Genomic DNA, 14,706 nt, shown 5'->3' with positions numbered 1-14,706 from the left:
ACAGGTGACCGACGCCCAAGAGACCGCAGCAGACACAGCACTGCGCACCACCGGGGGCGGCCCCCCGGACGACGATGTCCCTGCGAATGGGCTTCCGATCCCGTTGCTGGAGCCCCGCGAGGGGATTCCGCCCGTCGTCGAGACGGACGACGCCCTCGCCGAGGTGATCGCCGCCTTCGCCGCCGGAACCGGCCCCGTGGCGGTGGACGCCGAGCGCGCCTCCGGCTACCGCTACGGACAGCGCGCCTACCTCGTCCAGCTCCGCCGCGAAGGCGCGGGCACCGCGCTGATCGACCCCGTCGGCTGTCCCGACCTGTCGGGGCTCGGCGAGGCGCTCGGCGGCGCCGAGTGGATCCTGCACGCCGCCACCCAGGACCTCCCGTGCCTGCGTGACATAGGCATGCTCCCCACCTCGCTCTTCGACACCGAGCTGGCCGGACGACTCGCGGGCTTCCCGCGGGTCGGCCTCGGCGCGATGGTCGAGTCCGTCCTCGGCTACGCCCTGGAGAAGGGCCACTCCGCCGTGGACTGGTCCACCCGCCCGCTGCCCGAGCCGTGGCTGCGGTACGCCGCGCTCGACGTCGAACTCCTCGTCGACCTGCGCGACGCGCTGGAGAAGGAGCTCGACCGGCAGGGCAAGCTGGAGTGGGCCCTCCAGGAGTTCGACGCCATCGCCTCCGCCCCGCCCGCCCCGCCGCGCAAGGACCCGTGGCGGCGGACCTCCGGCATGCACAAGGTGCGCCGGCGCCGCCAGATGGCGGTCGTACGGGAGCTGTGGACGGCCCGCGACAAGGTCGCCCAGCGCCGTGACGTCTCCCCCGGCAAGGTCCTCAGCGACGCCGCCATCGTCGAGGCCGCGCTCGCGGTGCCGGTGAACGTCGCCGCGCTCACCGCCCTGCCCGGTTTCGGCAACCGGATGGGCCGCCGTCAGCTGGAGCAGTGGCAGGCCGCGGTGGACCGCGCCAGGGCCCTGCCGGAGAGCGAGCTGCCCCAGCCCGGCCAGCAGATCGCGGGCCCGCCCCCGCCGCGCGCCTGGGCCGACAAGGACCCGGCCGCCGCGGCCCGCCTCGCCGCGGCCCGCACGGCGGTCTCGGCCCTCGCCGAGGAGCTGAACCTCCCCCAGGAGAACCTCATCACCCCCGACACCGTCCGCCGCGTCTGCTGGGAGCCCCCCGCCCCCGCCGACGCCTCCGGCGTCGCCACCGCCCTCACGGGCCACGGCGCCCGCCCCTGGCAGGTCGAACTGGTGACCCCGCTCCTGGTGCAGGCCCTGTCCGCGAAGGCCTGACCCGCTCGGAGAGCCCCTGGACGGTGAGAACCGCCAGGGGCTCCGTCGTGCCTACGGGGCCGGGCTGAGGTTGCCGTCGGTGTCCATGTCGAAGACGCCGTTGGTCTTGCCGTCGACCTTGAGGTGCTTGAGCCAGTGCTTCGAGAGGTTGTGCACGTTCTTGTGCTGCATCTCCCACACCAGCGAATGCCCCGCACAGGCCAGCTTGACCATCAGCTTGTGCTGGCCCGCGACAGCGTCGTAGAGCGCGGGGACCGAGAAGTTGAGTTCCGGGTTCGGGTTGGGCGGTGACGTGTTCACCTGCTTGTCGTACTCGCCGTACGCCATCAGCACCGGCACGCTGCCGCCGAGCACTCCGCCCTGCGCCGCGGTGGTCTCGTTCCAGCCCCACCGGACGAAGTTCCTGATCCGGTTGAACCCCGTCGGGGGTCCCCACGTGCTGCCGATCGGGTCGTTCGCCATGATCGCGTCCCAGGCCACGTCGACGATGCCGGGCGCGCGCTGACCGTCGCAGGGCGCCTCGGCGGCCCAGCCCGTGTCGAATCCGGTCTTGCCGCCGATGAACATCGGAAAGCCCGGGACCGGCAGCGTGGCCGGCGGGTTCGACGTGCCCAGGGGCGGGAAGATCGGTGCGAGCAGGAACAGGCTCGCCACCTTGTCGGGGTTCTTGACCGCGTACGGGCCCATGGTGAACGCGGCGGCGGACCAGCCGATGAAGGCGACCTTCTCCACGTTGCACTCGGCGCGGATGAACTCCACGACGGTGTTCAGTTCGTCCCGGTCGCTGTTCGAGTTGGTCAGCTGGAACGGGTAGCTGGGCGGACCCGGGACGAAGCCCGGCGGCCTCGGCGTCAGCAGGGGCTGCTGGGCCGGGTTGACGTTGTGGGGGTCGTCCATCTTGGGGCGCGGGGAGCGACCCGACCCCTGGAGATCCATCATGAAGACGTCGTAGCCGGCTTTCGCCAGCGCCTCGGCCCAGCTGTACGACTCGTACTGGAGGTCGAAGCCGGCCAGCACCGGGACGCTCCGGCCGTGGAGCATGAGGACCGGTGTGCGCGGCCCGTTGTCGGACGTGTCGCGCCGCTCCCGTACGAAGAGCTTGACCGGCGTGTTCGCGTTCGCCGGGACGGTGGACGTGTGGGGGACTTCGTGGTCGGTGGTGACGATCGCCATGGGAGTCCTTTCCGTGGGCGGGCCGGGAGCCGTGCGCCCCGGCCGTTCGCCAGCCTCCGCCCGCCGGCGGGCGGCAGCGCCGCGACACGGCCGCCGCCCTGGGCCCATCGGGTTGCGAGAACGTCCGAACAGACGGGCGTACGCCGGGGGCGCGCGGCCGACCGGTGGTTTCCTCGGGATGTGACCTTCGCCGCTTGGGCCCCAGGGACTGGGCAGCTTGGTTACCCACAAGTAGCATGGGTGGAGCAAGCGCACGCTTAGGCGTGTGCCGCAGCAGTGCCATCCCGCACCCTGGAGGAGAGCCATCGTGCCTCGTACCGTCAGGGACGTCGTCTTCGTCGACGGCGTCCGCACCCCGTTCGGCAAGGCGGGCCCGAAGGGCATCTACCACGAGACCCGCGCCGACGACCTCGTCGTCAAGGCCATCCGGGAGCTGCTGCGCCGCAACCCCGGCCTCGACCCCGCGAAGATCGACGAGGTCGCCATCGCCGCGACCACGCAGATCGGTGACCAGGGCCTGACCCTCGGCCGCACGGCGGGCATCCTCGCCGGGCTGCCGCAGTCGGTGCCGGGCTACTCCATCGACCGCATGTGCGCCGGCGCGCTGACCGCCGTCACCTCGGTCGCCGGTTCGATCGCCTTCGGCGCGTACGACGCCGTCATCGCCGGTGGTGTCGAGCACATGGGCCGTCACCCCATGGGCGAGGGCGTCGACCCGAACCCGCGCTTCGTGTCGGAGAAGCTCGTCGACGAGTCCGCCCTGTTCATGGGCATGACCGCCGAGAACCTGCACGACCGCTACCCGAGCATCACCAAGCAGCGCGCCGACGAGTACGCCGTGCGCTCGCAGGAGAAGGCCGCCAAGGCGTACGCCGACGGCAAGATCCAGCAGGACCTGGTGCCGATCTCGGTGCGCCGCACCGACGCCTCCACCGGCGAGACCGGCTGGGGCCTGGTCACCGCCGACGAGCCGATGCGCCCGGGCACCACCCTGGAGTCGCTGGCCAACCTGAAGACGCCGTTCCGCGTCCACGGCAACGTCACCGCGGGCAACGCGGCCGGTCTCAACGACGGCGCCACCGCCTCGATCATCGCCTCCGAGGACTTCGCCCGCGAGAACGACCTCCCGGTGAAGATGCGCCTCGTCTCGTACGCCTTCGCCGGCGTCGAGCCCGAGGTCATGGGCTACGGCCCGATCCCGGCGACCGAGAAGGCCCTGGCCAAGGCCGGCCTCTCGATCGAGGACATCGACCTCTTCGAGATCAACGAGGCCTTCGCGGTCCAGGTCCTCGCGTTCCTGGAGCACTACGGCATCGCCGACGACGACGCCCGCGTCAACCAGTACGGCGGCGCGATCGCCTACGGTCACCCGCTGGCCTCCTCCGGCGTCCGCCTGATGACGCAGCTGGCCCGCCAGTTCGAGGAGAACCCGCAGGTCCGCTACGGCCTCAACACGATGTGCGTCGGCTTCGGCATGGGCGCCACGGTCATCTGGGAAAACCCCCACTGGGAGGGCAAGTGAGCACCACCGCCGAGCTTCTGAAGGGCGCCGCGGAGCTCTTCCCCGACGAGGTCGTCACCAGCGCCCACGTGCGGCACTTCGAGCTGCCCGCGGGTGCGGGCCGGTTCGCGCTGATCACGCTGGACAACGGCTTCGACCACACCAAGCCGACCACCTTCGGCCCGCAGTCGCTCGCCAACCTGAACGCGGCGATCGACCAGGTCGAGGCCGAGGCCGCGAACGGTGAGATCACCGGCGTGGGCCTCACCGGCAAGCCGTTCATCTTCGCCGTCGGCGCCGACCTCAAGGGCGTCGAGCTGCTGAAGAAGCACGACGAGGCGCTCGCCATCGGCAAGGGCGGCCACGACGTCTTCAAGCGTCTGTCCGCGCTCGCCGTGCCGACCTTCGCGTACTACAACGGCGCGGCCATGGGCGGCGGCGTCGAGGTCGGTCTGCACTGCACCTACCGCACCGTCTCGAAGGCCCTCCCGGCCTTCTCGCTGCCCGAGGTCTTCCTCGGCCTGGTGCCCGGCTGGGGCGGCTGCGCCATCCTGCCGAACCTGATCGGCGCGGAGAAGGCCGTCTCGGTCATCATCGAGAACTCGCTGAACCAGAACCGTCAGCTCAAGGGCAAGCAGGTCTTCGAGCTCGGCATCGCCGACGCGATCTTCGAGGGCGCGGACTTCCTGGAGCAGTCGCTGATCTGGACGGCGTCCGTCCTGAACGGCTCCGTGACCGTCGAGCGTCCCGAGGTCGACCGCGGCGAGGCCTGGGACCAGGCCGTCGCCAAGGGCCGTACCGTCGCCGACTCCAAGGTGCACGGCGCCGCCCCGGCCGCCTACCGCGCCCTCGACATCATCGAGGCCGCCAAGGACGGGGACCTGCAGAAGGGCTTCGACGCCGAGGACCAGGCCCTCGCGGACCTGATCATGGGCGGCGAGCTGCGCTCCGGCATCTACGCCTTCAACCTGGTGCAGAAGCGCGGCAAGCGCCCCGCCGGCGCCCCGGACAAGTCGCTGGCCCGCCCGGTCACCAAGGTCGGTGTCGTCGGCGCCGGTCTGATGGCCTCCCAGCTGGCCCTGCTCTTCCTGCGCCGCCTCGAGGTGCCGGTCGTCCTGACCGACATCGACCAGGAGCGCGTCGACAAGGGTGTGGGCTACGTCCACGCCGAGATCGAGAAGCTGCTCGGCAAGGGCCGGATCAACCAGGACAAGGCCAACCGTCTCAAGGGCCTGGTCTCCGGTGTCCTGGACAAGGCCGCCGGCTTCGCGGACGCGGACTTCATCATCGAGGCCGTGTTCGAGGAGATGTCCGTCAAGCAGAAGGTGTTCGCGGAGGTCGAGGCGGTCGCCCCGGCGCACGCGATCCTCGCCACCAACACCTCCTCGCTGTCCGTCTCGGAGATGGCCTCCAAGCTCCAGCACCCGGAGCGCGTGGTCGGCTTCCACTTCTTCAACCCGGTCGCGATCCTCCCGCTCCTGGAGATCGTCCGCGGCGAGAAGACGGACGACGCCTCGCTGGCCACCGCGTTCGGTGTCGCCAAGAAGCTGAAGAAGACCGCGGTCCTCACCAAGGACGCCCCGGCGTTCGTCGTGAACCGCATCCTGACCCGCTTCATGGGCGAGATCCAGAACGTCATCGACGAGGGCACCTCGGTCGAGACGGCCGAGAAGGCCATCGAGCCGCTCGGTCTGCCGATGTCCCCGCTGGTCCTCCTGGAGCTCGTCGGCCCGGCCATCGGTCTGCACGTCTCCGAGACCCTGAACCGCGCCTTCCCGGAGCGCTTCATCGTCTCCCCCAACCTGAAGGCGGTCGTCGAGGCCGGCAAGCGCGGCTTCTACGTCTACAAGCCGGAGAACGGCTTCAAGCCGGAGCTCGACCCCGAGGTCGCCGCGCTGCTCGTCCAGGGCGACTCCGTCCTGACCGAGGAGCAGGTCCGCGACCGCGTCCTGGACGCGGTGGCGCAGGAGATCGGCCTGATGCTGGAGGAGGGTGTCGTCGCCGAGGCGCAGGACATCGACCTCTGCCTGATCACCGGTGCGGGCTGGCCCTTCCACCTGGGCGGCATCACGCCGTACCTGGACCGTGAGGGCGTCTCGGAGCGCGTCAACGGCAAGCGTTTCCTCGCCCAGGGCGTGGCGAGCGTCCCGGCGTAACACCTCAGGGCGTACGCGTACGGCCCCGGCACCTTCTCCAGGTGCCGGGGCCGTTCCCGTATGCCGCGGGGGCGGTCACCCTATGGAGCGCCAGCCCTCCAGGTGCAGCCCCGCCGCCGCGCTCTGGCGGGTGGCGATCAGCGAGCCGCCGGTCAGGGCCATCGCGGCCAGGCGTCCGTCGAGCCCGCGGGTGAGGACGGTGTCGAGCGGTCCCTTCGGCTCCCCGTGCTCCGACCAGCGGATGCCCTCGGACTCCCGCTCGCTCGGGTAGACGGCGAGGGCGAGCCGGCCGTCGGCGGACTGCCGGGCGAGGACCGTGGACTCGACGCCGTCGACGAGACAGCCGGTGGCGGCGAGCCGCCCGGTGCCGGCCGCCTCGCCGAGGACCGTCGGCTCCAGGTCACGGCCCGGGGACCAGGCACGGACCTGGTCCGCCTTGTCGACGTAGAACAGCGTCGCGTGCCCGGAGGGGCCGGTGGCGGCCGCGAGGGTGCCGAAGGTCACCTCGGCGGGCAGGACGTCCTTGCGGACCGGGCGACCGCCCGACTCCTCCTGGACGTAGCGGAGCAGGCCCTTGTCGGTCGCCGTGAGGAGCTCGACGCGTCCCTCGCCGTTGCAGACGGCGACCGGGGAGGGGTCGGTGCCCCAGCCGTGCAGGTCCCACCAGGGGTGCCAGCCGCCGGCGTCCTTCTGCGCCCGCACGCTGAGTCCGCCGCCCCCGTTGCGGACGAAGGCGTACGCGCGGCCCTGGGCGTCCACGGCGACGGCCGGGTTGCCCGTCCACGGCCCCTTGCCGTTGGAGTGCCCGATCGGGCGCCAGGGCGCGGCCGGACGGCCGGTCTGGAACTGGACGCTGTGCACCAGCTCGACGTGCCCCTCGCCGCCGGCGGTGGGCCGCAGGCCGACGAGGTGTACGTAGCGGTCCGCGCCCTGCCCGACGGCGAGGAAGGACGTCAGTCCGTCGCCGCCGAGCGAGACGGGGCCGCTCCAGCGGCCGTCGGGCTCCTCGGTCCAGCGCACCACCTCGCCGTCCCGCGGCAGGTAGGCGCTGAACCGGCCCTCGCCCCCTCTGGTCAGCCAGGCGCCCTGGAGCACGGGGGCGGCGGAGGAGCCGTGAGAGGGGGCAGAGGGGGCCTGGGATCGATTCGCCATGAGGGGATCCAGCACTCCGGTCGTCGGAAGGAGTTCGGGTACGAGCCGACTGTAGTCGCCCTCCCGAACGGTCCCTTCCGCGCCTTCGGCATCTCCCGCTCAGTACTTCGCGTCCGGGCCCGTCCGTCCGAGCCGGCTGTGACCGCGCCCGTACAGGAAGTACACGACGAAGCCGATCAGCATCCAGACGGCGAACCGGAACCAGGTCTCGCCCGGCAGGTTGAGCATCAGCCAGACCGAGGCGGCGATGGAGAAGATCGGCAGCACCGGCACCCACGGGGTGCGGAAGGCGCGCGGCAGGTCGGGGCGGGTGCGGCGGAGCACCATGACGCCGACCGCGACCACGACGAAGGCGAAGAGGGTGCCGATGTTCACCAGGGTCGCGAGCTCGTTGATGCTGGTGAAGCCGGCGACGATCGCGATGACCACGCCGAGCAGGATCGTCGGCCGGTACGGCGTCTTGAAGCGCGGGTGCGTGACCGAGAAGAACCGCGGCAGCAGGCCGTCACGGCTCATCGCGAAGAAGACGCGGGTCTGGCCGAGGAGCAGGATCAGACAGACCGTGGTGAGGCCGACGGCGGCGCCGAAGCTGATCACGCCCGCGTAGAAGGGATGCCCGGCGGCCTTGAAGGCGTCGGCGAGCGGGGCGCTCACGGAGAGCTCGGTGTAGTGCTGCATTCCGGTGACGACCAGGGCCACGGCCACGTAGAGCACCGTGCAGATGAGGAGCGAGCCGAGGATGCCGCGGGGCATGTCCCGCTGTGGCAGCTTCGTCTCCTCGGCCGCGGTGGCCACGACGTCGAAGCCGATGAAGGCGAAGAAGACGACCGAGGCGGCGGTGAAGATGCCCATGACGCCGAAGTTCGTCGGCTCGTAGCCGAAGATCAGCTGGACGAGCGGGGAGTCCCAGCCGGAGCCGCCGCCCTCGGGGGTCACGGCCGGCGGGATGAACGGGTCGTAGTTGTCGCCGACGATGAAGAACAGGCCGGCGATGATCACGATCATGACCACGGTGACCTTGATCGCCACGACGACCGCGGTGATCCGGGCGGACAGCTTCATGCCCAGGACGAGGACCACGGTCAGCACGAGGACGAGCAGGAAGGCCAGGATGTCGAAGGTGCCGCCCGGCACGTCCGGGCCTTCCAGCGCGGCCGGTAGGTGCCAGTCGACGTTGTCCATCAGCGACCGGACGTAGCCGGACCAGCCGACGGCGACCACCGCCGTACCGAGGGCGAACTCCAGGACGAGGTCCCAGCCGATGATCCAGGCCGGCAGCTCGCCGATCGAGGCGTACGCGAAGGTGTACGCCGATCCCGCCACCGGCACCGTCGAGGCGAACTCGGCGTAGCACAGGGCGGCGAGCGCACAGACGATGCCGGCCGCGACGAAGGCGAGCGCGGTGGCCGGTCCGGCGTTCTCCTTGGCGACCTTGCCCGTGAGGACGAAGATGCCGGTGCCGATGATGACGCCGACACCGAAGACGGTCAGGTCCCAGGCGGACAGGGACTTCTTGAGCGCGTGCTCCGGTTCCTCGGTGTCGCGGATCGACTGCTCGACCGACTTGGTCCGGAACATTCCGGAGTTCGCGCGTGGCTGCTGGTCCGTACTCACGGTCGTACCTCCCTGCCATGGAGCTGCCCGCTCTGTGGTCAGAATGCACGCGAAAGGGCCGGTCGGCACTCCGAAGAGTGATCCGACCGGCCCAAGGGGTGACGCCGGGTGACGTGGTGCGTCAGTCGCGGGCGGGCTCCACGGCCTGCGTGCTGGACTCGAATCTTCCGTCGAGCCGGGAGACCAGACCGGTGACCTGGCGGGCGATGTCCGGGGCGGTCAGCCCGATCTCGGCCATGACCTCGCCGCGGGAGGCGTGGTCGAGGAAGCGCGGCGGGATGCCGAAGTCCCGCAGCGGCACGTCGACGCCGGCGTCCCGCAGCGCCTGGGCGACGGCCGAGCCGACACCGCCGACGCGGCTGTTGTCCTCGACGGTGACGACCACGCGGTGCTGCTCGGCGAGCGGCGCGAGGGCCTCGTCGACCGGCTTCACCCATCGGGGGTCGACGACGGTGGTGGAGATGCCGTGCCGGTCGAGGAGGTCGGCGATCTCCAGGCACATGGGAGCGAGGGCGCCCACGGAGACCAGGAGGACGTCCGGACGGTCCGCACCGGGCTCGCGGAGCACGTCCATGCCGCCGACGCGGCGCAGCGCGGGGACGGCCGGGCCGACGGCACCCTTGGAGAACCGGACCACGGTCGGGGCGTCGGTGACCTCGACGGCCTCGCGGAGCTGGGCGCGGACCTGGTCGGCGTCGCGCGGCGCGGCGAGCCGCAGGCCGGGCACGACCTGGAGGATCGACATGTCCCACATGCCGTTGTGGGAGGCGCCGTCGGTGCCGGTGACGCCGGCCCGGTCCAGCACGAAGGTGACGCCGCACTTGTGCAGGGCCACGTCCATCAGGACCTGGTCGAAGGCGCGGTTGAGGAAGGTCGCGTAGACCGCGAAGACCGGGTGGAGGCCGCCGGTGGCCAGGCCGGCGGCGGAGACCGCGGCGTGCTGCTCGGCGATGCCGACGTCGAAGACCCGGTCGGGGAAGGCCTTGGCGAACTTGTCGAGACCGACGGGCTGGAGCATCGCGGCGGTGATGGCGACGATGTCGGCGCGCTCCTTGCCGAGCGCGACCATCTCGTCGGCGAAGACGCCGGTCCAGTCCGCGCCGGACGAGGAGATCGGCAGCCCGGTGTCGGGGTGGATCTTGCCGACGGCGTGGAAGCGGTCGGCCTCGTCCTGGAGGGCCGGCTGGTAGCCGCGGCCCTTCTCGGTGAGGCAGTGCACGATGACCGGGCCGCCGAAGCGCTTGGCGCGCGTGAGGGCGGACTCCAGGGCCTCGATGTCGTGGCCGTCGATGGGGCCGACGTACTTGAGGCCGAGGTCCTCGAACATGCCCTGCGGGGCGATGAAGTCCTTGAGGCCCTTCTTGGCGCCGTGCAGGGTCTCGTAGAGCGGCTTCCCGACGACCGGGGTGCGCTCCAGGATGTCCTTGCCGCGGGCGAGGAAGCGCTCGTAGCCGTCGGTGGTGCGCAGGGTCGCCAGGTGGTTGGCGAGGCCGCCGATGGTGGGCGCGTAGGAGCGCTCGTTGTCGTTGACGACGATGACGAGCGGGCGGTCCTTGGCGGCGGCGATGTTGTTCAGCGCCTCCCAGGCCATGCCGCCGGTGAGGGCGCCGTCGCCGATGACGGCGACGACGTGGTCGTCCTTCCTCAGGACCTCGTTCGCCTTGGCGAGGCCGTCGGCCCAGCCGAGGACGGTCGAGGCGTGCGAGTTCTCGATGACGTCGTGCTCGGACTCGGCCTGCGAGGGGTAACCCGACAGGCCGCCCTTCATCTTGAGCTTCGAGAAGTCCTGGCGTCCGGTGAGGAGCTTGTGGACGTAGCTCTGGTGGCCGGTGTCCCAGAGGACCTTGTCCTTCGGGGAGTCGAACACCCGGTGCAGGGCGATGGTCAGCTCGACCACACCGAGGTTGGGGCCGAGGTGCCCGCCGGTCTTGGAGACGGCGTCCACGAGGAACGTCCTGATCTCGTCGGCCAGCTGGTCCAGCTGTTCCGGGGAGAGCCGGTCCAGATCTCGCGGTCCCCTGATACGGGTCAGCAGAGCCACCCGTTCCTCCTTGCTTTGAGCTGGTCGAGCTTGCCGATTTGTCGAGTCTAATGTTCCGTCTTGGATCGTGGGCATCGGGCCGGGGGGTGAGGCATCACCCGCACGGCCGACATCCCGCTGATCTGTACGGCTCCGTACGCGCCCGGGCACTGCTCCGGACGCAGCAGTGCCCGGCGCCGGTTTCACGGCGCCGGGCGGTGTGGCGAGCGTTACGCGCGCGGGAGGGGGTCCCTAGGCGCGTCCTGCCGTCTTCTGCGTCTTGCGGGAGACGGAGTCGATGATGACGGCGATGAGCAGGACGGCGCCGGTGATCATGTACTGGATCGCGTTCGAGGACAGGTTCATCTGGTTGAGGCCCTGGACGATCGACTGGATGACCAGGATGCCCAGGAGCGCCGACCAGACCTTGCCGCGTCCGCCGAACAGGGACGTACCGCCGATGACCGCGGCGGCGATGCACATCATGAGCTGGTTGCCGCCGCCGAGGGAGCGGTCGGCGCCGCCGGTCGCGGAGGCGAGGAACAGGCCGCCGATGGCGCCCATGGTGCCGGAGATCATGAACACCGAGATCCGGATCCACGACACGTTGATGCCGGCGCGGCGCGCGGCCTCGATGCCGCCGCCGACGGCGAAGACCTGACGGCCGTAGGTGGTGCGGCGGAGCACGAAGTCGGTGACGAGCAGGATCACCAGGAAGATCACCAGGGAGAGCGGGAGGCCCTGCTCCTGGTTGAAGCCGTAGGCGGCGACGAGGACCAGGACCGCCAGGACGGCGGTGCGCAGGATGATCTCGCTCTGCGGGCGGTGCGGCAGCCCGGCGGTCTTGCGGCGGCGGGAGTCGCGCAGCTGGGCCAGGTAGAAGGCGGCGACGACGAGCACGGCGAGGCCGTAGGCGGCGGCGACGTCGGAGAAGTAGTACTTGGTGAGGTCGCCGACGAAGCTGCCGATCGGCGTCGGGATGGTGGACTTGTCGCCCATCACCCAGGTCTGGAGACCGGCCCAGCCGAGGAAGCCGGCGAGGGTGACCACGAAGGCGGGCACGCCGATCTTGGCGAAGACCAGGCCGTGGAAGGCGCCGAGGAGGGTGCCGGACAGGATGCCGAGGAGGATCGCGAGGCCGTCCGGCATGTCCGTGCCGAGGACGCCCCAGACCGCGCCGGCCAGGCCCGCCACGGAGCCGACGGCGAGGTCGATCTCGCCGAGCAGCAGGACGAAGACGATGCCGACGGCCATGATGCCGGGGCCGACCGCGTACAGGGTGATCTGGTCGAGGTTGTACGAGGTGATGAAGTTGCCGGTGAGCGCCTGGAAGACGACGCCGATGACGATGAGGCCGATGACGACCGGGAGCGAGCCGATCTCGCCGGAGCGGATCTTGCGCTTGAACTCGTCGACGTACCCCTTGAAGCCCTGCTCGCGGACGAGGAGGCGGGGGTCGACGGCGGGGATCGCGGCGGCGGCCGGGGCCTCTTCGCTGCGGGGGTCGGGCACGGGGGCCTGGTCGCTCGCGGTGGTAGGGGTCTTGCTCACTTCGCTACCTCCGCGTTGCGGGCCTGACGACGGGTCACGGCGTTGTCCGTGGCTCCGGTGATCGCGGCGATGATCTCTTCGTGCGTGGTGGTGGCCACCGGGAAGGTGCCGTTGTTGCGGCCCAGGCGCAGCACGGCGACGGTGTCGGCGACGGCCTTCACGTCGGCCATGTTGTGGCTGATGAGGATGACGCCGAGGCCCTGCTCGCGCAGCCGCTCGACCAGGTCGAGGACCTGGGCGGTCTGCTCGACGCCGAGGGCGGCGGTCGGCTCGTCCAGGATCACGATCTTGGGGTCGCCGACCAGGGCGCGGGCGATGGCGACGACCTGCCGCTGACCGCCGGAGAGGGCGGCGACGGGGATGCGGACGCTGGGGATGCGGATGGAGAGGGTGGAGAGCAGGTCCTTGGCCCGCTTCTCCATGGCGACCTCGTCGAGGACGCCGCCCTTCTTGATCTCGCGGCCGAGGAACAGGTTGGCGACGACGTCGAGGTTGTCGCAGAGCGCGAGGTCCTGGTAGACGGTCGCGACTCCGAGGTTCTGGGAGTCGTGCGGCCGCTGGATCTCGACCTGCTCGCCCTCCCACTCGATGACGCCCTCGTCGATGGGGTGCACGCCGGCGATCGTCTTGACCAGCGTGGACTTTCCCGCTCCGTTGTCGCCGACGAGTGCGACGACCTCTCCTGCGTGGACTTCGAGATCGACACCGGAGAGGACCTGAACCGCTCCGAACCGCTTGAAGATCCCGCGCAACGCCAGCACGGGCGTCTGGGACACGTGAACCAACTCCTTCGCCGCCCGCGGGCGGCGGCATGTCGCGCCGCCGGTGCAGCGCCGAAGTTTCGAGGGGGGGCTGGGCTCGTCCGGCCCCCGGACCGACAGCGGGGTCTGGGTCGGCCGGGGACCGGACGGGCTGGGGGACGGATCCGGTCGCCGTGCGCCGGCCGTTCGCGGGGTGATCACGGGGTGTTCACCCTGTGTACGCGGCCGGGGGCGACTCGCTTCCGAGAGCGCTCTCCGCGCGCCCGTCGGCGGGATCCGGGGCCGGGCCTTGGGGAGCCCGGCGGGGTGGGGCAGGGGGCTACTTGATGCCCAGCTCGGTGCACTTGGCGGCGAGGTCCGCCGTGCAGAGGTCGGCGGCCTTGTAGATGCCGTCCTGGACCACCGTGGACTGGATGTTGGTCTTGTCGACCACGACCGGGGCGAACAGCGTCGACGGCACGCCGTCGGTGTTGCCCTGGGCGCCGAGCTCCTTGCCCTGGAGCAGGTTCACCGCGAACTTGGCGGCCTCGGGGGCCAGCTGGAGCGGCGACTTGTAGATGGTGAAGGTCTGGGTGCCGGCGATGATGCGCTGGATGCCCGCGACCTCGGCGTCCTGGCCACCCACCGGGATGCCCTTGATGCCCGCGTTCTCGAGGGAGGTGATGATGCCGCCGGCCATGCCGTCGTTGGCGGAGTACACCGCGCCGATCTTGTCCTTGCCGAGCGAGGAGATCGCGGCGGCCATCTTCTCGCCGGCGACCTTCGGGTCCCACTCGCCGGAGGCCTCGTAGGCGACCTTGACCTTGCCGTCGAGGGCGGTGTGGGCGCCCTTCTTGAAGAGCCCGGCGTTCGGGTCCTTCTCGTCGCCGTTGATCATCACGACGTTGGCGGTGGCGGCCTTGGCGCCGAGGGCGGTCAGGAGGGCCTGGCCCTGGAGCTCGCCGACCTTGTTGTTGTCGTGGCTGACGTAGGCGTCGGCGCCGGCGACGGCGCGGTCGTACGCGACGACCTTGACACCCTTGGCCTTGGCGTCCTTGACCCAGCCCGCGGCCTTCTCGGCGTCGACCGGGTCGAGGGCGATGACCTTGACGCCGTCGGCGATCAGCTGGTCGAACTGCTGCTTCTGCTTCACGACGTCGGAGACCGCGTTGTTGTACACGACCTCGCAGTCGGAGCAGGCGGCCTTGACGGCCTTCTCGAACTGGGGCTTGTCCAGCGCTTCGTAGCGCGAGGTCTTGTTCTCGGGCAGGAGCAGACCGATCTTGGTCGAGCTGCCCTTGTCCTCGCTGTCGCCGCCGCCGGCCTTGCCGCAGGCTGCGAGCGAGAGAGCCATCGAGACCGCGGCCGTTGCTATGACGGCACGACGCGTCACTGCGTTCATGTGTGGTTGCCTCCCTGACGAGGCCGCGACGTTGCGGCCGAGGTGTCCCGAAGTCAACTCGGCCGTAACGTTGCCGTCAAGAAGTAAATTCTTAACGAGATGACAACGG

10 protein-coding genes are annotated in these 14,706 nt (G+C 70.6%); 3 read left to right on the top strand and 7 right to left on the bottom strand.

Translation table 11 applies throughout. The features are described from left to right. Positions 1–4 precede the first annotated feature (4 nt). Positions 5–1,288: a ribonuclease D gene (locus OO54_RS28460; protein WP_033207952.1), complete on the top strand. Its 1,284-nt coding sequence runs from the start codon at positions 5–7 to the stop codon at positions 1,286–1,288. Between the two features lie 51 nt (positions 1,289–1,339). Here OO54_RS28460 and OO54_RS28455 read toward each other — a convergent pair whose 3' ends face one another. After that, positions 1,340–2,461 (bottom strand): alpha/beta fold hydrolase, encoded by a 1,122-nt coding sequence (locus tag OO54_RS28455; RefSeq protein WP_033207951.1) that lies wholly within the window; start codon positions 2,459–2,461, stop codon positions 1,340–1,342. A gap of 307 nt (positions 2,462–2,768) precedes the next feature. Between OO54_RS28455 and OO54_RS28450 the strand changes: the two genes are divergently transcribed. Both OO54_RS28450 and OO54_RS28445 read left to right on the top strand, forming a co-directional pair. After that, a complete protein-coding gene (locus tag OO54_RS28450; RefSeq protein ID WP_026058805.1) occupies positions 2,769–3,983 on the top strand; it encodes a thiolase family protein in 1,215 nt (404 codons plus the stop codon). Next, positions 3,980–6,118 (top strand): 3-hydroxyacyl-CoA dehydrogenase NAD-binding domain-containing protein, encoded by a 2,139-nt coding sequence (locus OO54_RS28445; protein WP_033207949.1) that lies wholly within the window; start codon positions 3,980–3,982, stop codon positions 6,116–6,118. The genes OO54_RS28450 and OO54_RS28445 overlap by 4 nt, the downstream gene beginning before the upstream one ends. A 75-nt stretch (positions 6,119–6,193) precedes the next feature. Here the strand turns inward: OO54_RS28445 and OO54_RS28440 are convergent, their stop codons facing one another. The 6 genes from OO54_RS28440 to OO54_RS28415 all read right to left on the bottom strand — a co-directional run bounded on the left by OO54_RS28440 (position 6,194) and on the right by OO54_RS28415 (position 14,597). Further along, entirely contained in the window at positions 6,194–7,270 is a 1,077-nt protein-coding gene (locus tag OO54_RS28440) for a PLL family lectin (protein WP_051787248.1), read from the bottom strand. 99 nt (positions 7,271–7,369) lie between these two features. Then, positions 7,370–8,848 carry an amino acid permease gene (locus OO54_RS28435; protein WP_033207948.1) on the bottom strand — a complete coding sequence of 493 codons (1,479 nt, stop codon included), beginning with the start codon at positions 8,846–8,848 and terminating at the stop codon, positions 7,370–7,372. Between the two features lie 157 nt (positions 8,849–9,005). Next, positions 9,006–10,925 carry a 1-deoxy-D-xylulose-5-phosphate synthase gene (gene dxs, locus OO54_RS28430; protein ID WP_033207946.1) on the bottom strand — a complete coding sequence of 640 codons (1,920 nt, stop codon included), beginning with the start codon at positions 10,923–10,925 and terminating at the stop codon, positions 9,006–9,008. A gap of 231 nt (positions 10,926–11,156) precedes the next feature. Further along, on the bottom strand, positions 11,157–12,455 hold the full coding sequence (locus OO54_RS28425; protein WP_017242463.1) for a sugar ABC transporter permease: 1,299 nt from the start codon (positions 12,453–12,455) through the stop codon (positions 11,157–11,159). Beyond that, positions 12,452–13,240, bottom strand: coding sequence for an ATP-binding cassette domain-containing protein (locus OO54_RS28420; RefSeq protein ID WP_167348157.1), 789 nt, complete (start codon positions 13,238–13,240; stop codon positions 12,452–12,454). The genes OO54_RS28425 and OO54_RS28420 overlap by 4 nt, the downstream gene beginning before the upstream one ends. Before the next feature lie 295 nt (positions 13,241–13,535). Next, complete coding sequence (locus OO54_RS28415) at positions 13,536–14,597, bottom strand: sugar ABC transporter substrate-binding protein (protein ID WP_033207943.1); 1,062 nt, start codon at positions 14,595–14,597, stop codon at positions 13,536–13,538. Between the last annotated feature and the right edge of the window lie 109 nt (positions 14,598–14,706).

This window comes from Streptomyces wedmorensis (assembly GCF_000716445.1).
GTDB lineage: Bacteria > Actinomycetota > Actinomycetes > Streptomycetales > Streptomycetaceae > Streptomyces > Streptomyces wedmorensis.
Note: the sequence above shows the minus strand (reverse complement) of the source record. Positions and strands in the feature narration are given on the sequence as shown.

Bases quoted from the DNA above. Each gene is read 5' to 3' on its own strand.
- OO54_RS28415 (WP_033207943.1), bottom strand. From the start codon at position 14,597: ATGAACGCAGTGACGCGTCGTGCCGTCATAGCAACGGCCGCGGTCTCG.
- OO54_RS28440 (WP_051787248.1), bottom strand. From the start codon at position 7,270: ATGGCGAATCGATCCCAGGCCCCCTCTGCCCCCTCTCACGGCTCCTCC.
- OO54_RS28435 (WP_033207948.1), bottom strand. From the start codon at position 8,848: ATGTTCCGGACCAAGTCGGTCGAGCAGTCGATCCGCGACACCGAGGAA.
- OO54_RS28455 (WP_033207951.1), bottom strand. From the start codon at position 2,461: ATGGCGATCGTCACCACCGACCACGAAGTCCCCCACACGTCCACCGTC.